The 17,409-nt window shown below is 60.1% G+C and carries 13 protein-coding genes; 8 read left to right on the top strand and 5 right to left on the bottom strand.

Annotation, left to right across the window (positions count from 1 at the left end; all coding sequences use genetic code 11):
• Positions 1-92: 92 nt before the first annotated feature.
• Together manA and ACW5W4_RS02095 are read right to left on the bottom strand one after the other, a co-directional pair.
• On the bottom strand, positions 93-1,283 hold the full coding sequence (gene manA / locus ACW5W4_RS02100) for a mannose-6-phosphate isomerase, class I (RefSeq protein ID WP_456688240.1): 1,191 nt from the start codon (positions 1,281-1,283) through the stop codon (positions 93-95).
• A 741-nt stretch (positions 1,284-2,024) separates the two neighbouring features.
• Positions 2,025-2,975, bottom strand: coding sequence for an AEC family transporter (locus ACW5W4_RS02095; protein WP_456688239.1), 951 nt, complete (start codon positions 2,973-2,975; stop codon positions 2,025-2,027).
• A gap of 132 nt (positions 2,976-3,107) precedes the next feature.
• On the opposite strand from ACW5W4_RS02095, the gene treR reads away from it, so the two are divergent.
• From treR to ACW5W4_RS02070, 5 genes are all read left to right on the top strand, one after another.
• Positions 3,108-4,055 (top strand): trehalose operon repressor TreR, encoded by a 948-nt coding sequence (treR, locus tag ACW5W4_RS02090; protein ID WP_456688238.1) that lies wholly within the window; start codon positions 3,108-3,110, stop codon positions 4,053-4,055.
• A gap of 187 nt (positions 4,056-4,242) precedes the next feature.
• The gene (gene treB, locus ACW5W4_RS02085) at positions 4,243-5,673 is read left to right on the top strand and encodes a PTS trehalose transporter subunit IIBC (RefSeq protein ID WP_456688237.1); all 1,431 of its coding nucleotides are present in this window, start codon (positions 4,243-4,245) and stop codon (positions 5,671-5,673) included.
• An 83-nt stretch (positions 5,674-5,756) separates the two neighbouring features.
• Entirely contained in the window at positions 5,757-7,418 is a 1,662-nt protein-coding gene (gene treC / locus ACW5W4_RS02080) for an alpha,alpha-phosphotrehalase (protein ID WP_456688236.1), read from the top strand.
• A gap of 3 nt (positions 7,419-7,421) precedes the next feature.
• A complete protein-coding gene (locus ACW5W4_RS02075) occupies positions 7,422-8,054 on the top strand; it encodes a sugar O-acetyltransferase (protein ID WP_427260995.1) in 633 nt (210 codons plus the stop codon).
• A gap of 327 nt (positions 8,055-8,381) precedes the next feature.
• Positions 8,382-9,659 carry a ferredoxin reductase family protein gene (locus tag ACW5W4_RS02070; RefSeq protein ID WP_456688235.1) on the top strand — a complete coding sequence of 426 codons (1,278 nt, stop codon included), beginning with the start codon at positions 8,382-8,384 and terminating at the stop codon, positions 9,657-9,659.
• A 285-nt stretch (positions 9,660-9,944) separates the two neighbouring features.
• Here the strand turns inward: ACW5W4_RS02070 and ACW5W4_RS02065 are convergent, their stop codons facing one another.
• A complete protein-coding gene (locus ACW5W4_RS02065; protein WP_456688234.1) occupies positions 9,945-10,895 on the bottom strand; it encodes a transposase in 951 nt (316 codons plus the stop codon).
• A gap of 533 nt (positions 10,896-11,428) precedes the next feature.
• Between ACW5W4_RS02065 and ACW5W4_RS02060 the strand changes: the two genes are divergently transcribed.
• Both ACW5W4_RS02060 and ACW5W4_RS02055 read left to right on the top strand, forming a co-directional pair.
• Positions 11,429-12,700, top strand: coding sequence for an AAA family ATPase (locus ACW5W4_RS02060; protein WP_456688233.1), 1,272 nt, complete (start codon positions 11,429-11,431; stop codon positions 12,698-12,700).
• The gene (locus tag ACW5W4_RS02055) at positions 12,693-13,202 is read left to right on the top strand and encodes a hypothetical protein (protein ID WP_456688232.1); all 510 of its coding nucleotides are present in this window, start codon (positions 12,693-12,695) and stop codon (positions 13,200-13,202) included. The genes ACW5W4_RS02060 and ACW5W4_RS02055 overlap by 8 nt, the downstream gene beginning before the upstream one ends.
• Positions 13,203-13,392: 190 nt before the next feature.
• Here ACW5W4_RS02055 and ACW5W4_RS02050 read toward each other — a convergent pair whose 3' ends face one another.
• Both ACW5W4_RS02050 and aguA read right to left on the bottom strand, forming a co-directional pair.
• Complete coding sequence (locus ACW5W4_RS02050; RefSeq protein ID WP_456688231.1) at positions 13,393-15,096, bottom strand: amidase; 1,704 nt, start codon at positions 15,094-15,096, stop codon at positions 13,393-13,395.
• Positions 15,097-15,224: 128 nt separating this feature from the next.
• Complete coding sequence (gene aguA / locus ACW5W4_RS02045) at positions 15,225-16,322, bottom strand: agmatine deiminase (RefSeq protein ID WP_456688230.1); 1,098 nt, start codon at positions 16,320-16,322, stop codon at positions 15,225-15,227.
• A 146-nt stretch (positions 16,323-16,468) separates the two neighbouring features.
• On the opposite strand from aguA, the gene ACW5W4_RS02040 reads away from it, so the two are divergent.
• A complete protein-coding gene (locus tag ACW5W4_RS02040; protein WP_456688229.1) occupies positions 16,469-17,380 on the top strand; it encodes a LysR family transcriptional regulator in 912 nt (303 codons plus the stop codon).
• Positions 17,381-17,409: the final 29 nt, after the last annotated feature.

Below are 17,409 nucleotides of genomic sequence, written 5' to 3'. Positions count from 1 at the left end.
GGTCGCCTCCGCTCTGACACAGATCCCATCGCGAGAGGGAGGCATCATGCCTCCCTCTTTACATTTAGCCGCGCCTCCAGAGGAGGCCTGGTTCAGCGGTTGCCCGCCCGGGCAAAGCAACCCTTTGCACTCACCTCATAGGGACCCAGGCAGGCAGGCAGGAAGGCCGATTGCCCCCGCGCCAGCGCCAGCGGCGGCTGGCCATCCCAACGCAAGGAGAGGGTGCCATTGATGGCAAACAGGATCTCCGCACTCGTGGTGGCGAGGCTGTGAGTGCCGGCATCGTAGACGCTGAAGGTAAAGTCGGACACGGGCACGTCGAAGTGCTGGGCCAACCCCGCCCGGCGAGGTGATAGCAGGAGCTCGTCGGCGGGTTTGGGCTGACAACGGGTACAGGCGATCAACTCGTCGACATCCAGGTGCTTGGCGGTGAGACCGGCGCGCAGCACGTTGTCGGAATTGGCCATGATCTCGAGCCCGGTCCCATGGACATAGGCGTGGGGGGTACCCGCATCCAGATACATGGCCTGGCCCGGTTGCAGCGTCACCACATTGAGCAGCAGCGGCGCGAACAGGCCCACATCCCCCGGATACTGGTCGAACAGGGTCAGTACCAGAGCGAACACCTCCTCGCCCTGATGATCATCGGCATAGGCTCTGAGGGCGACGAGGGCCGCCTCCTTGCACTCCCCCTCCAGGGTCAGCAGGGCGCGAAAGAAAACCGAGAGGCCGGCCGGGCTCTGGTCGGCGGCAAATGCCCCCACCAGCGGGGCCAGACTCGGTGCGGCTACCCGCTCAAACAGCGCCAGGATGGCGCCAAACTCACGAAAGCCGTTCATCGCCTGATAGGGGGTGAGGGCAAACACCAGCTCGGGTTTGTGGTTGTCATCGCGATAGTTGCGATGGGGCGCATCGACGGCGATGCCCGCGGCCTCTTCACGGGCAAAACCCACCTCGGCCTGGGCCTTGCTCGGATGTACCTGGATGGAGAGCGCCTTCTCGGCGCACAACACCTTGAACAGGAACGGCAAGGAGCCAAAGCGAGTCACTGTGGACTCCCCCAGCATGGCGAGGGAGCGCCCGGCGATAAGCTCGGACAATCGAACCGACAGACCCCCCACCTCGACGAGGGAGCAGCCATTGGCATGGGCTCCCATCCAGAGTTCGGCCTGAGGGGCGCCTGCGGGATTCTGGATCCCGAATAGTCGGGTCAGGGCATCTGTACTGCCCCAGTCGTATCCCTGGATAGGGTTGTTCATCAGCAATGCGGTTGGCAGGTGCATGGTATGGCGTCTCATTGATCACGTAAGGGAACAGGACGAAATGTACCATGGTCAAATCCAAAAACGGAAACCGGTTTCCGTTTTTGGGATCACTGCGGCAACTTGGGAGGGCTGGGTTGGCGGATCAGGCGACAGCGAAGTCCCAGGATTGGGTCAGCTGGATGTAAAGGGAGGCGGTGAAGAACGAAGGAGGCGGTAATGATGCTGGCAGCCAATGGGCTGTGGCCGCCCCCAGGCTGGTGGTAACCAGGGAGCCGAGCTGGGTGGTGGCGAGGATGGATATTGGCCGTCGATGCGCGCCCCCTGGCAGGGGTCATCCCATGGTGACCATGCCTTACCCCATCAGCCCCAGGTAGTTCATCATGACCGCCCCCGATCAGACGGCTGGTGACCCGTGAGCCCAGGGTGGTGGCGTGGATGGATATTGGCCGCCGATACACGCCCCCTGGCAGGGATCATCCCATGGCGATAGTGCCTTACCCCATCAGCCCCAGGTAGTTCATCAGGGCCGCCCCCGATCAGACGGCTGGTGACCCGCGAGCCCAGGGTGGTGGCGTGGATGGATATTGGCCGCCGATGCGCGCCCCCTGGCAGGGGTCATCCCATGGAGATAGCGGCTTAGCCCATCAGCCCCAGCTAGTTCATCATGGCCGCTCCCGGTCCGACGGCTGGTGACCCGCGAGCCCGGAGTGGTGGTGGCGATAATGTGATGGACGACCGCTCCTTCAGCCCATCAGCCCATCAGCCCATCAGCCCCAGGTAGTTCATCAGGGCGGCGCCCAGACTGGTGGTGACCAGAGAACCTAGCGTGGTGGTGGCGATGATGTTCGCCGCCAGGGCGCTGTCACCCCCCATGGCGCGGGTCATCACATAGCTGGCGGCGGCGGTGGGGGTGGAGCTGATGAGGAAGAGGATGCCGAGGGCCTGGGGACTGAAACCGAGCGCCCAGGCCCCCGTCACCAGCAGCAGCGGAATGCAGAGCAGGCGGTTCGCGGTGGCCCAGCCGGTCAGCATGGCGCCGCCGCGCAGGGCCTTGAGGTTGAGGCTGGCGCCGGTGCAGAGCAACGCCAGCGGCAGTGTCATGTTGGCGAAATAGTTGCCCGTGGTGGTGACCAGCTGGGGCAGCTCTATGCCGAGCAGGCCGAATGGCAGCGCCGCCAGGATGGCGATGATGAGGGGATTTTTGACGATCCCCTTGAGGATGGGCTTGAGCCCTTTTCCGCCCCCCAGGCTGCGGGTCAGGGTGATCACCGCGAGGATGTTGTAGAGCACTGTGATGGAGCCCACCAGCAGGGCGGCGGCCCCTATCCCCTCCGGGCCGTAGGCGTTCTGCACATAGGCCAGCCCCATGATCCCCATGTTGCCGCGAAAGCTGCCCTGCACGAAGATGCCGCGCTGGGCGCGCGCCGGGATGAAGCGAGCCGCCAGGGCTTCCAGCACCAGAAAGCCGGCCAAAGTGCCGAGCAGACCGTAGACGATGAGCCAGGGGCTCGGCATGGTGGAAAAATCGGTGCGCACCATGCTGAGGAACAGCAAGGCCGGCAGTGTGACCTGGAACACCAAGCGGGAGGCGGATTCCACGAAGCTGTCGGGCAAGAGCCCCAGCCGCTTGAGGCCTATGCCCAGCGCCAGCACCACGCAGATGGGGCCAGTGATGGAGAGGGAGAAGTGAAGGCTGGCGGTCAAATCCATGGTTCGCGTCCTGCGGCTGCGGGGGCCCTGGCGGGCAGAAGGCCCATTCTAGCGCCATGGGCTTGTATTCACAGGCTTTAATCACAACAATGTCTGCATCCCGGTTGTCGCCCTCCCCTGTACGGATCCCCCATGGAAAAGAAACTGACCATCCTCGATATCGCCCGCCTCAGCGGGGTCGGCAAGTCGACCGTCTCCCGGGTGCTCAATCAGGATCCCAGGGTCAACGCCCAGACCCGGGCCAGGGTCGAGGCGGTGATCGCAGAGCACGACTTCGTGCCGAGCAAGTCGGCCCGGGCCATGCGCAGCCAGAGCCAGCAGGTGGTCGGCATAGTGGTGTCGCGCCTGGACTCCAGCTCGGAGAACCAGGCGGTGCGCGGCATGCTGGAGACCCTCTACCAGCGCGGCTACGACGCCGTGCTGATGGAGAGCAAGTTCTCCCCCGCCAAGGTGAGCGAGCACCTGGCCGTGCTGGAGCGGCGCGGGGTGGACGGCATCATCCTGTTTGCCTTCAACGATCTGGACTATGCCGCCATGGCGCCGCTCAGGGAGAAGCTGGTGCTGATGGCCCGCGAGCGCCCCGGCTTCTCGTCGGTCTGCTTCGACGATGAGGGCGCGGTGCGGGCCGTGCTCGCCCACCTAGGGGAGCGCGGCCTGACAGAGGTCGCCTATCTCGGGGTGGAACGCAGCGATCTCACCACAGGTCTGCGCCGGCACCAGGCCTATCTGGACTACTGCCGGGAGCGTGGGCGCACGCCTCGCAGCGCCCTAGGGGATCTCGGCCTGCACAGCGGCTACCGGCTGGCGGCCGAGCTGCTCACCCCCACCACCCAGGCCATGGTCTGCGCCAGCGACACCCTGGCCATCGGCGCCGCCAAGTACCTGCAGGAGCAGGGTCGCACCGACATCCTGGTGAGCGGCCTTGGCAGCAATCCCATGCTGACTTTCCTGTTTGCCAACACCCTCAGCCTGGATTTCGGCTACAAGGATGCCGGCATCCTGGCCGCCAGGCAGCTGCTCGATCAGATTGAAGAGGGGCAGGCCCCCAGGGCCACCATAGCTCCCTGCCAGCCCCTGTAGTCTATCTTTTCCCCTCATGACCGGTGTCTTGCACTTTTTGTGACCACCGCCACGAATTGGGAACGTTCCCATTGCTGATGTCCGCCACTGGCTTCATGCTGATTGGGAACGATACCAATAAGCGGGCGGTCATTGGCCAGCCGGCAAAGAAACGACCATTATTCATGGAGTCACAGAGGGAAGGCTCATGTCAAAAGTCAACACACAACATCTGGCGCAGCTGATCGAACGGATCGGCGGCAAGGACAACATCACCACCGTCAGCCACTGCCTGACCCGGCTCAGGTTCGTGCTGGCCGATCCGGCCAAGGCGGACCCCAAGGCCATCGAGACCATTCCGGCGGTCAAGGGCAGCTTCACCCAGGGGGGCCAGTTCCAGGTGGTGATCGGCAACGAGGTGGATCAGTGGTACAAGGCGCTCACCGAGGAGATAGGCGTGAGCGGCGGTAGCAAGGAGGCCGCCAAGCAGGCCGCCCGCCACAACATGAATCCGCTGGAGCGCGGCATCTCCCACCTGGCGGAGATCTTCGTCCCCCTGCTGCCCGCCATCATCACCGGCGGCCTGATCCTGGGTTTTCGCAACGTCATCGGCGACATCAAGATGTTCGACGACGGGACGCACACCCTGGTGGAGATCAGCCAGTTCTGGGCCCAGGTCCACGCCTTCCTCTGGCTCTTGGGTGAAGCCATCTTCCACTTCCTGCCGGTGGGGGTCTGCTGGTCTGCGGTCAAGAAGATGGGCGGCTCCGAGATCCTCGGCATAGTGCTGGGTATAACCCTCGTCTCGCCGCAGCTGATGAACGCCTATGGCATCGGGCAGCAGACCCCGGAAGTGTGGGACTTCGGCCTCTTCGTCATCCAGAAGGTGGGCTATCAGGCCCAGGTCATTCCGGCCCTGCTGGCGGGTGTCTTCCTCGCCTGGGTGGAGACCAACCTCAAGCGCATCATCCCGGCCTACCTCTACCTGGTGATAGTGCCCTTCATCTCTCTGCTGCTGGCGGTGATCGTGGCCCACGCCCTGATCGGCCCGTTCGGCCGCTGGATTGGTGACGGGGTCGGCTTTGCCGCCAAGGCCGCCATGACCGGCTCCTTTGCCCCCATAGGCGCCGCCCTGTTCGGCTTCCTCTATGCCCCCCTGGTCATCACCGGCATCCACCACACCACCAACGCGGTGGACCTGCAGCTGATGCAGAGCATGGGCGGCACCCCCATCTGGCCGCTGATCGCGCTCTCCAATATCGCCCAGGCGTCTGCGGTCGTCGGCATCATCCTGATCAGCCGCAAGGAGAACGAGCGGGAGATCTCGGTCCCGGCCGCCATCTCCGCCTACCTCGGGGTGACCGAGCCGGCCATGTACGGCATCAACCTCAAGTACAAGTTCCCCATGCTGTGCGCCATGGTGGGCTCCAGCCTCGCGGCCCTCATCTGCGGCTTCAGCGGCGTGATGGCCAACGGCATCGGGGTGGGCGGCCTGCCGGGCATCCTCTCCATCCAGCCGCAATACTGGGCCATCTACGCCGTCGCCATGCTGGTGGCCATAGTGGTGCCCGTGGTGCTGACCCTGCTGGTCTACAAGCGCCAGCAGGCGGCCGGCAAGCTGGATCTGGCCACCGCCTGATCCATAACAACATCGGCGGAGCCCAGGCTCCGCCCTTTTTATTGGCCTGTTCAACCCAGTTTCAACCAATGAGCGATCCAACCATGACACAGACACCCTGGTGGCAAAGCGCCGTGATTTACCAGATCTACCCCAAGAGCTTTCAGGATTCCGGCGCTCGCGGCACCGGCGATCTCAAGGGGATCATGGCCCGCCTCGACTATCTCAAGACCCTAGGTGTCGATGCCCTCTGGCTGACCCCGGTCTACGTCTCCCCCCAGGTGGACAACGGCTACGACATCGCCGACTACCTGGCCGTCGATCCGGCTTACGGCACCATGAGCGATTTCGAGGCGCTGCTGGCCGCCGCCCACGGGCGCGACATCCGCATAGTGATGGACATAGTGGTCAACCACACCTCCACCGAGCACGCCTGGTTCAAGTCGGCGCTGGGGGACAAGCAAAGCCCCTACCGCGACTACTACATCTGGAAAGATCCGGTGGAAGGCGGCGTGCCCAACAACTGGCAATCCAAATTTGGCGGCAGCGCCTGGGAGCTGGACCCGGCCACCGGCCAGTACTATCTGCACCTGTTCGCCCGCGAGCAAGCGGATCTCAACTGGGAAAACCCTCTGGTGCGCGCCGAGGTGAAAAAGATCATCCACTTCTGGGCGAAGAAGGGTGTGGACGGTTTCCGTCTCGACGTCATCAACCTTATCTCCAAGGATCAGCGCTTCCCGAGCGACGACCTGGGGGATGGCCGCCGCTTCTACACCGACGGGCCGCGCATCCACGAATTTTTGCAGGACGTGAGCCGCGACGTCTTCGCCCCCGTGGGGGCCATGACGGTGGGAGAGATGTCCTCCACCAGTCTGGAGCACTGCCAGCGCTATGGCGCGCTGGATGGTTCAGAGCTCTCCATGGTGTTCAACTTTCACCACCTCAAGGTGGATTACCCGGGCGGCGACAAGTGGACCAAGGCGCCATTCGATTTTCTCGAGCTCAAGCGCATCTTCAATCACTGGCAGAGCGGTATGCATGGCAAGGGGTGGTCGGCGCTGTTTTGGTGCAACCACGACCAGCCGCGTATCGTCTCCCGCTTCGGCGACGAGGGCGAACATAGGGTGGTGGCCGCCAAGATGCTGGCCAGCACCTTGCACGGGTTGCAGGGCACCCCCTACATCTATCAGGGGGAGGAGATCGGCATGACCAACCCCGGCTATCAGCACATCGACGACTATCAGGATGTGGAGAGCCGCAACATCTTCGCCATCAAGCAGGCCGAAGGGATGAGCGAGGCCGAGATCCTCGCCATTCTGGCGGCCAAATCCCGGGACAACTCCCGCACCCCCATGCAGTGGAGCGCCGCCCCCAATGCGGGCTTCACAACCGGCACACCCTGGCTCAAGCCCGCCGCCAACTACCCCGAGATCAACGCCGAGGCGGCGCTGGCCGACACCGACTCGGTGTTCTGGCACTACCGGGATCTCATCGCCCTTCGCAAGGCGTACCCTATCTTCACCCAGGGGGATTATCAGGAACTGCTGACGGGGCACGAGCAGATCTGGGCCTATGCCCGCCGCGCCAAGGGCCAGACCCTGCTGGTGGTGAGCAACTTCTACGGCGAGCCGGTGACTTTCGATCTGCCCGCCGAGCTGGCCAATGGAGAGGGCCGCCTGCTGCTTGGCAACTACCCAGATAGCCCGACCCGGCCACAATCCTGCGAGCTGCGCCCTTACGAATCCCTGATCTGGCTGATGGAATAGATGATGACAGAGACAATGACAGTGGTGGCCACAGAGGCTCGGCAACCCGTGCATGGGCCCGAGTGGCAGAAGATGGTGGCGGGGGAGCCCTATGATGCGGGGGACCCCGAACTCAGGGCGGCGCGGGAGCAGTGCCGCTCCCTGCTCGGCGAGCTGAACCGGGAGCGGACCGATGCCCCGGGCCGGGATGAGCGCCTCACCCGCCTGCTGGGCGGTCGCGCAGCGCGCTGCTTCATCACCCCACCCTTCTTCTGCGACTATGGCGCCAACATCTTTGTCGGCGAGAATTTCTACGCCAATTTCAACTGCACCATCCTGGATGTGTGCGAGGTGCACATAGGTGACAACGTGCTGCTGGCCCCCGGGGTGCAGATCTACACCGCCACCCACCCGGTGGCGGTAGCACCTCGGGTGGCCGGAGTGGAGCTCGGCAGGCCGGTGCGCATCGGCAACAACGTCTGGATTGGGGGCAGCGTCGTCATCTGTCCCGGCGTCACCATAGGGGACAACAGCGTCATCGGGGCGGGATCCGTGGTCACCAAGGACATTCCGGCAGGCGTGGTGGCGGTCGGCAACCCCTGCCGGGTCTTGCGCCCCATGACGGCAGAGGAGCTGGCGGCCGGGGAGCCAGGCTGACACAGAGGGGCAGGTCGTACCTGCCCTTTTTAGTTTTCCTGACGACCCCTTCGCGCTCCTTTGCTCCGGAAAGGCGGCAGCCCCCTCCTTCCTTACCCGAGGAAAATAGGCGGGACACAAAATAGGCGGGACACCCACCTTTTCCCACCGGACGGAGATAGACAGGACACCGGAGATAGACAGGACACCCATCTATTTTCCTATGCAAAAAGCCATGACATCCAGCCCTTGCCCCTTGTCACACTCTGCCACACAAAGATGCCGCCGATGGCACACTCTCGCCACAAACGGAGTATGCAATAAGAGGTAGATAACAAGGAGGCTAGTATGAAACCCACGTCCCTCAGCTGGGCACTGCCACTTGGGCTGGCCCTGATCTGGCTGGCCGGACTGCCCGCCTGGCCAAGCAACATCTGGCCCTGGCGCCACGAGCTGCTGATCCTGACCGGTCTGCTTGGCCTCGGCGCCATGACCCTCTCCCTGCTGTTGGCCCTGCGCCTGCCAAGGCTAGAGGCTTGGTGCGGCGGGCTGGATCGCATGTTGCACCTGCACCGCAGCAGCGCCCTCTGGGCTACCGGCACCCTGATGGCCCACTGGCTGCTGGTGGAAGCCCCCAAGTGGGCCGTCGCCGCCGACTGGCTGACCCGACCAGCACGCCGCGGTGCTGGTGCTGGTGCTGGTAACGATGCCCTGTGGCACAGCCTCGGCAATACCCTGGGGGAGTGGAGTTTCTATCTGCTGCTGGCCCTGGTGGTGGTGAGCCTGCTCGCCGTGGTGCGCTACGAGCGCTTCAGGGTGGCCCACCGGCTGGCTCCCGTCATCTATCTGATGGGCTGGCTGCACGGGCTCTGTCTGTTGCCGCGCATCGGCGCCCTGACCCCGGTCGGCCTGACCCTGCTCATCGGTGGTGGGATGGGTGCCATGGGGGCCCTCTACTCCCTCTCTGGCCGGGTGGGCAAGAACGCACGCCGCCAGGGGGCGGTCAACGCCCTCACTCCCCTGGATGAACGCACCCTGGAGATCCGAGTTGCCCTCACCGCTCCCCTGCCCGGCTACCGTCCGGGTCAATTCGCCTTCTTCGATTTCGCCGGGCGCGGCGAGCCCCACCCCTATACCCTGGTGGATGTCTCGGCAGATAGGCGCACCTTGACCCTGGCCGTACGTGCTCTAGGGGATCACACCCGCTGGTTGCAACAACACCTCAAGATTGGCGATGCCGTCACAGTCACCGGTCCCTACGGCGCCTTCTCCCTGCCCTTGTCGGCCCAGGGTCTCTGGATCGGCGCAGGCATTGGCGTCACGCCGTTTGTAGCCTGGCTCGAGGCACTGGCACGACGCGGCGAACGCCGCCCTGGCACCACGCTGCTCCAGTGCGCCCCCAGCATGGAGGAAGCGCCTTACCATGAGCATCTGGCACAGCTGTGTCGCCAGACCGGGGTCGACTATCGGCTGCATCTGGAACGCGAGCATGGCCGACTCAATCTGGCGGAGCTGGGCGAGCGGCAGCGAGATCCTGTCTGGTTCTGCGGCCCGGAACCCATGGCACATATTCTGAGCGAACACCTGAAACCCTCCCTGCACCGGGAACTGTTCCGCTTCCGCTAACGAGCAAAGTGCCCATGCAGACAGTGCCGTTCAGACTGAACACCTGAGCGGCATTTTTCTTTTCCCAGCCTTTCTCTTCTTCAGGACATCCATCAAATAAATGCACTCAGATGATGTTACTTAGAGACTCATCAGCAAATTCAAGCGCACCTCTTACCTGATGAGGCGTGCCGATAATGCTCACTTCGTTGGGATATCCAAAACGGTCTCAATCGGGCGAAAACTTGCCGCGAGCCCCCCTTGCCAGGGACGGATATCAGATAACAATCGACACAGGCACAATCGCTATAACCGGGGTTGGTAACATCGTGTTTGACCGCAATGTTCGGCATATCGCTGGCAACCGACCTTGTCGCCTACCACTCTGATGCCCCGATGTCGAAACAGAGCGACCTGCCTCAGCCACTGTGATTCATCCAGCCCAAGGCGCCCCATGATGGGAGCCAGGTCGGCGGAAATATGTCCTCGCTTGTCCGCTCTGATAGCCCTCCCAGTCCAATCCACCAGAGTCAGATAGTCGGTAAACCCGTAAGGCAGCGCCTCGGGCTCATGCTTGGCTGAGAAAGGAAGCAGATGCAGGGCAGGTGTTGCATCCGCTGTCGATGCGTCAATCCGCTGCTTGATACTGGTGTAGTCACTCTCTTCTGGCGTATCAGCAATACCCGCCCGAACCGGGTTGAGATCCACATAGGCCATGCAAGAGAGCAGAGCGGTTTCAGTCAGCAATGCCTGACTCTTAAAACGTCCCTCCCAGAAGTGACCTTTGCAGCCATCCTCCTCATTGGCCTGGCGGGCCAGGGATTCATTCAGCAGACGCACCAACCAGCTGATGGAATAGAGGCGTTCGCGCCATTGTGCTATCAGCGACTGCACCACGGCTTGCTCCGGGACCAGAAGTGCCTCCTCTTGATACCAGCGGCGCAGCAAGGGAGGCCACTGGAACAAGACGGCCCAGCGCTCCGCCACCTCGCGATCGCTCCAACCCATGGCTTTATCGGGCGCCACCTTGAGCACCAGATGATAGTGATTGCTCATCACCGCATAGGCGCAGATCTCGATGGCAAATACCTGCGAGAGCAACCCCAGCTTGTCGACCACCCACTGCCGTCTGTGCTCATAACTCTGGCCCGAATGACTATCTTCCCCACACAGGAAGGCCCGCCGCACACAGCGGCTGACCACATGGTAATAGGGCGTGTCTTCCAGGCTGATTTGACGTGAGCGGGCAATGGTCATGGGGCTTTCCTCCAGTATCACGACATAAGCCAAGCCCAGCACACAAGCCCTGTCAAAGCCTGAAAAGGTGGGTGTCCCAGATTCCGATGCCAGATTTCCTAGATCCCCTGCTGTACGACATGACAGCTTGCGACAGTCGTGCAACTAGAATGGAAAAGGTGGGTGTCCCAGATTTCGGCACAAGCCCTGTCAAAGCCTGAGAAAGGTGGATGTCCCAGATTCTGGAGACAGGTGGGTGTCCCAGATTTCTAAACGTCCGAATACGCTTCGCTATTCAAACCTACAGCCCTGTAAATAAAAATGTGACATCCATCTTATTTTTAAAATACCTTAATTTTTGAATGCCAGTAGTGTAGTGTCTGTAGTACGATAGAATTTTATATGATAAATAAACACTAAATTATGGCTTTTAAAATTTGACTTGCCATTAATTATAGGTTTTTGTATGTGAAAAGTGCAACAGAACACTGATTATTATTAAATGGTGAATATAGTGTAACGCTTATGCGGCACTTCAAGTTATAGGCGGATTTATGATTAAGTCTATTGGAATGGCAAATTGGAAAAGTTTTGCACATTCACAGCTTTTTATCGACCCATTGACAATATTAATAGGTAGTAATGCCAGTGGGAAGTCGAATGCTTTGGATGCATTTAACTTTTTAAGCAAATCAACTATTGGAACTCCATTCTCTGTAATTATGGAACAAATGAGGGGGGGCATACAATGGGTTTGTAAAAACAATACATCATCGTTCACATTATCTGCAACAGTGGCCGGAAACGTTGAAAATATCGACTATCTTTATGCGATAGAGATAGAAAACTATAGTGGTTCTCTGCAGGTTAAGAGTGAGAGTTTGCAGCGATTAAAATATCGTTCAAAAGATAACAAAAGCAATCCATATAGCATATTCATATATAGAACAGACCCTTGTGAGCAAGATTCACCATATATAACTGCTAGGACATATAATGAAAAGCAAGGTTCTCCTCGCCCCTGCGCCAGATCACAAAGCATTCTGAGCCAATTGCATATTCAGTCTACCGCAAACATCCTCAGAAGTGAGATTAATGCGGCACTTAATACAATGCATGAGAATTTGGGGAATATTTTCATTTTGGATCCAATTCCATCTCACATGAGAAGCTTCTCACCATTATCAGATGCTTTAAGCAGTGATGCTAACAATATCGCAGGTGTAATATCTGCTTTTCCTGAGGATGAAAAGAAATCTCTAGAGACTAAATTATCTAACTATATAAAGAGCTTGCCAGAAAGAGAAATAATTGAAGTATTCTCTGAAACCGTAGATAGGTTTAATAGCTCCGCAATGCTTTATTGTAAAGAGGGCTGGCTTGATGATGAGCCACAGATTATAGATGCGAGAGGAATGTCTGATGGAACACTGAGGTTTCTCGCCATTCTTACTGCACTGCTAACTAGACCGATTGGCAGCTTACTGGTAATTGAAGAGATTGACAACGGTCTACACCCATCACGTGCAGATTTACTTATTCGTGTATTATCAGAGATAGGTAGCCTCCGTAAAGTCGATGTTCTTGTGACAACTCATAACCCTGCATTTCTTGATAGACTAGGTCATAAATACACCCCCTTTATTACAGTAAGCCATAGAGATCCATTAACTGGGTCTAGTATGTTAACACTGCTTGAAGATATCTCAATGCTACCTAAGATGCTTGCTTCCGGGCCTGTTGGTACACTTACAAGTAAAGGTTCAATTGAAAATGCATTAAACAATCAATTTTCGATAGAAAATAAAGGAGATAATGATGAGTAGAAAAGTCATTATCTTCGACACTTGTGTTTTGTGTTGCTGGTTTGAAGTTCCCGGAAAAGACACATGTGGGCCAGAGGGCGATGCATGGGATCATCAGAGAATTAGCGATGTTGTCGAAAGAGAACGACATAATAACACTATTTTTGTTCTTCCTCTTGCTTCAATAATAGAGATGGGAAATCATATCGCCTTTGCAAATGGCGATAGGTATACTCTTGCGACAAAGTTTTCTGAATATATTTCACTTACCGCGGAAAGTATATCACCTTGGGCAGCATTTAATGACCAAGATACTCTTTGGTCAAAAGAGGCAATGAAAACACTATCCACATCATGGCCTGCTTTAGCCTCACAAGGCATAGGCATCGGTGATGCCACTATAAAGAATGTCGCTGAATTTTATTCTGAGTCAGGTTATAACGTTGAACTATTAACAGGTGACCAGGGGTTGAAATCTCATGCCCCTCAGGCAAAACCAATGATACCTCGCAGAAGAAGATAGCTTTCATTTTAATCTGCAATAGTAATAATCCCCAGCGTGGATATTATTACTATATCGAAAGTAACTCAGTAGATTACTTCCCAGAAGAGATCAGTCAGGTAATGCATGTTAAAAATAACCCCACTCGCATTGCGGGTGGGGTTATTTTCGTTATCACCAGACCAACTCGGGATTTCTACCCCAACACCTATCACCCCAACGGCGGCGTCCGTGGCGGCACCATACGCTTGCTGCCGGTGGACTCGAAGGCCGAAGCGACGCGCAGCAGGTTGTTGTCATCATAGGCACGACCGGCGAAGGTCAGGCCCACCGGCATACCGATATCGGCCATCACCCCCATGGGAACGGTCACAGTCGGCACGCCGAGGTGGCGAATGGCGAGGTTGCCGTTGGCGACCCAGATGCCGTTGCTCCAGGCGATGTCGGCGGAGGCCGGATTCACGTCCGCGTCAGCCGGACCCACGTCGGCCACGGTCGGGAAGAGCACGGCGTCGAGCTTGAGCCCGTCCATCCAGTCCTCCAGATCCAGCTTGCGGGTCTGCTCCAGGCCGCGCAGGCCGTCCGGCACTGTGGGGATCTCGTCCCAGGATTTCAGGCCACGCTTGGCCATATTGACGTACTCGTCCATGCCCGCCGCCAGATCGCCTTCGCGGTTCGGCAAGGTGCCCGGATCGTGGGGGAAGATCTGGGGCCCATCGACGTCTTCAAGTTTGTTCAACTTGGGATCGCCGTTGGCACGCAGGAAGTCGTCGAACGCCCAGCCGGAGAGCTCCCACAGCTCGTCGTTGAGAAACTCGGGGCTCACTATGCCGCGATTGAACACGGTCGGCGCGCCGGGTCTGTCCCCTTCGCAGTTGGAGACCAGGGGGAAGTCCACTTCGATGACCTCGGCGCCCGCGGCTTCCAGCGCCTTGCGCGCCTCTTCCCAGAGGGCAATCACCGAGGGGCGGGTATGGATGCGCTGACCGGTCGGACCGCCGATGCCGGGGTGCTCGCTGGTGCCCGCCAGTTCATCCTTGTTGATAAACATGCGCGGCACGCCGAGGCGCTTGCCCTTGAGGGCATCGGCCTTGGCAGCCAGTTCCAGATAGGAAGCCGGACGCACTTCGGAGGCCTTGGGCAGTTGCACCCAGGGCTGCATGCGCCAGAGATCGCCACGGGTGTCGGCATCGTCGGCGACCACTACATCCAGCACTTCCAGCAGATCGGCCATGGTACGGGCGTAGGGCACCACCACGTCCATGGTCGGGGTCAGGGGCCAGTTGCCGCGCACCGAAATCACGCCACGGGACGGGGTATAGGCGCACAGGCCGTTGTTGGACGCAGGACCCCGGCCACTCGACCAGGTCTCTTCCGCCAGACCAAAGGCACAGAAGCTGGCGGCGGTGGCAGTACCGGCCCCGTTGGAGGAGCCGGAGGCAAAGGGCGCGGTCAGGTAGTCGGCGTTGTAGGGGCTCTCGGCACGGCCATAGACGCCGCGCTGCATGCCGCCATTGGCCATGGGGGGCATATTGGTCTTGCCAAGGCAGATGGCACCGGCGGCGCGCAGGCGCTCAACGGTAAAGGCATCGCGCTGGGCCACCAGATCCTTGAAGGCCGGGCTGCCGGAGGCGGCGGTCAGCCCCTTGACCAGATAGCTGTCTTTGGCGGTGTAGGGGATGCCGTCGAGCGGCCCCAGGGTTTCCCCACGGGCGCGGCGCTCATCGGAATCTTGCGCCTCTTTCAGCGCATCGGGGTTGGGCACCACGACGGCGTTGAGTTTGGTGTCAGTCTCGGGGCCGTTGTAAGCCTCGATACGGGCCAGATAGGCCTTGACCAGTTCGACCGCGGTAGTGCGGCCGGATCCGAGCGCATCGCGCAGCTCGGCAATGGAAACCTCGGTCACTTCGATCATTTAGGATCTCCTGTAAAAGGGTGACTGTTTGTCATGATGATCGCCGCATCGGCGCCTGCGGCCATCACACCATCAAGGGATAAAACCCCACGGCGTGGGGTTTTGAATGTCTACACTCTTCGACCAGCTTATTTGCCGGAGGGGATCTGCTGAGTAATGCAGTGAATATTGCCACCCCCCAGCAGGATCTCGCGGGCCGGTACGCCGACGACCTTATGCTCCGGGAAGATCTCTTCCAGAATGCGCTGGGCTTCGCCATCGGTGGCGACATCCAGCAGCGGGTAGACAATGCGATCGTTGGTGATGAGGAAGTTCACGTAGGAACCGGCCAGACGACCTTCGGCCTCGCGCGGCACACCGCTGCCGCTCTCGACACCGGCAGACTCCTCTTCAGTGCAGTAGAGCGGGCCCGGCTGGGGCAGCTTCCACACTTTCAGCTTGCGCCCCTTGGCATCCACCGCCGCTTCCAGCACCTTGAGGGCGGCCAGGGAGCGGGCGTACTGGGGATCGTTCTGGTCGTCGGTCCAGTGCAGGGTCACTTCACCCGGGCGCACGAAGCAGCACATGTTGTCGATGTGGCCGTCGGTCTCGTCCATGTAGACCCCTTCGTCCAGCCAGATAAAACTCTTCACGCCCAGATAGTCGCGCAAGTGCGCTTCGATCTGCGCTTTGCTCAGGTGCGGGTTGCGGTTTTCGTTGAGCAGGCACTCGGCGGTGGTCAGGCAGGTGCCTTCGCCATCCACATGGATGGAGCCCCCTTCCAGAATGAGCGGCGCGTCGTAGCGAGCCATGCCGTGCTGTTCCAGCATCCGGGCAGCGACCTCTTCATCCTGATTCCACGGGTAGTAGAGACCGCCCTTGTGGCCGCCCCAGGCGTTGAAGCCCCAGTCCACCCCACGGCACTCGCCTGCGGCGTTGGTGACGATGGTGGGGCCGGTATCGCGGGCCCAGCAGTCATCGCTGTTCATTTCAACCAGAGTGACGTGGGCAGGCATGATGCCACGGGCCTGCTCCATGAACTGGGCCGGCACCCCCATAAAGACCGGCGTCGCGCCACCGATGGCATCCGCCACCTTGGCGAAGGTGGCCTGGGCGAAGCGACCGGCTTCCCGCCAGTTGTCCGGGCGGAACGGCCAGATCATCCAGACGGCCTGCTGGTGCGCCCACTCGGCGGGCATGGTGAAGCCGTCGGCGGCCGGAATGGAGTTGATGGTCTTGATGCTCATCGCAAGGCTCCTTGCATGGATTGAGGCCCCCACCTTGACCTGGGAACCCTGGAAAAATAACAGTGGGTCGCAGTGTAAGAAGTTGCGCGCCCATCCATCAAATGAATAGGATTAATTGTCCCATAAACACGGCGAATAATCCCCCCATGAAACTGCACCAGCTCGACCTCAATCTGCTGCTCGCCTTTGACGCCCTGATGACGCAAGGAAGCGTGACCCGCGCCGCCGAGTCGCTCTTTATCAGCCAGCCCGCCATGAGCCACTCCCTCGGCCGGTTGCGGGCCTTTCTCGGCGACCCGCTGCTGGTGCGTACGCCCCAGGGGATGTTGCCGACTCCCCGGGCCCAGCGCCTGCATCTGGGGGTGCAGCAGGCGCTGCGGCTGCTGGAGCAGCAGCTCTGGGAGGAGGACGAGTTCGCGCCGCGCCAATCGAAGCGCCGCTTCGTGCTCTGCACCACGGATTACGTGGAGTGCGTGCTGATCCCGCCCCTTATCCAGCGCCTCAGGAAGCTGGCCCCCGGCGTCACCATCGAAATCCGCATCCTGCGCGACACCCTGCCCGAAGCCGAGCTGGCGAGCGGCGAGATAGATCTCGTGCTGGGGTTTGACGAGTACATGCAGGTGCCGGGGTATCTGGGCAAGGAGACCTGGCTCACCGAACCCCTGGCCGGGCTGGTGCGCGCCACCCTGGAGCTGGAAGAGGAGCGCATCACCCTCGCGCAGCTTATCGAGATGCCCCACGTGTTCCACTCGCCGCTGGGCACCTCGGAGGCGAGCCTCGACCGCTATTTGCAAAGCCTGGGCCATAGCCGCACCATCTCGGTCAACAGCCAGAGCTATATGTCCGCCGCCGCCATCGTCAGCCAGAGCGATCACCTGCTGGTGCTGCCCAGCATGGTGGCCGAGCTGCTCGCCAGCCACTGGCCGCTGAAAAGCCTGCCCCTGCCCGACGACGTGCCGGATTACCACCTCAACTGCGTCTGGCATCCGGTCCACGCCCAGCAACCGGCCCTGGTGTGGCTCAAGAATCTGATAAAGGAGCTGGTGAAGCCAGAGTAACCCTGCTGGGTGTAACCTCCCCCTCATCC

The sequence above is a fragment of the Aeromonas crassostreae genome, from assembly GCF_054052445.1.
The sequence above is the reverse complement of the archived record's forward strand: the minus strand, read 5'-3'. Positions and strand labels throughout refer to the sequence as shown.

What these genes read in the sequence shown, in the direction of transcription:
- manA (WP_456688240.1), bottom strand. Translation starts at nt 1,283, where the DNA reads ATGCACCTGCCAACCGCATTGCTGATGAACAACCCTATCCAGGGATAC.
- ACW5W4_RS02095 (WP_456688239.1), bottom strand. Translation starts at nt 2,975, where the DNA reads ATGGATTTGACCGCCAGCCTTCACTTCTCCCTCTCCATCACTGGCCCC.
- treR (WP_456688238.1), top strand. Translation starts at nt 3,108, where the DNA reads ATGGAAAAGAAACTGACCATCCTCGATATCGCCCGCCTCAGCGGGGTC.
- treB (WP_456688237.1), top strand. Translation starts at nt 4,243, where the DNA reads ATGTCAAAAGTCAACACACAACATCTGGCGCAGCTGATCGAACGGATC.
- treC (WP_456688236.1), top strand. Translation starts at nt 5,757, where the DNA reads ATGACACAGACACCCTGGTGGCAAAGCGCCGTGATTTACCAGATCTAC.
- ACW5W4_RS02075 (WP_427260995.1), top strand. Translation starts at nt 7,422, where the DNA reads ATGACAGAGACAATGACAGTGGTGGCCACAGAGGCTCGGCAACCCGTG.
- ACW5W4_RS02070 (WP_456688235.1), top strand. Translation starts at nt 8,382, where the DNA reads ATGAAACCCACGTCCCTCAGCTGGGCACTGCCACTTGGGCTGGCCCTG.
- ACW5W4_RS02065 (WP_456688234.1), bottom strand. Translation starts at nt 10,895, where the DNA reads ATGACCATTGCCCGCTCACGTCAAATCAGCCTGGAAGACACGCCCTAT.
- ACW5W4_RS02060 (WP_456688233.1), top strand. Translation starts at nt 11,429, where the DNA reads ATGATTAAGTCTATTGGAATGGCAAATTGGAAAAGTTTTGCACATTCA.
- ACW5W4_RS02055 (WP_456688232.1), top strand. Translation starts at nt 12,693, where the DNA reads ATGAGTAGAAAAGTCATTATCTTCGACACTTGTGTTTTGTGTTGCTGG.
- ACW5W4_RS02050 (WP_456688231.1), bottom strand. Translation starts at nt 15,096, where the DNA reads ATGATCGAAGTGACCGAGGTTTCCATTGCCGAGCTGCGCGATGCGCTC.
- aguA (WP_456688230.1), bottom strand. Translation starts at nt 16,322, where the DNA reads ATGAGCATCAAGACCATCAACTCCATTCCGGCCGCCGACGGCTTCACC.
- ACW5W4_RS02040 (WP_456688229.1), top strand. Translation starts at nt 16,469, where the DNA reads ATGAAACTGCACCAGCTCGACCTCAATCTGCTGCTCGCCTTTGACGCC.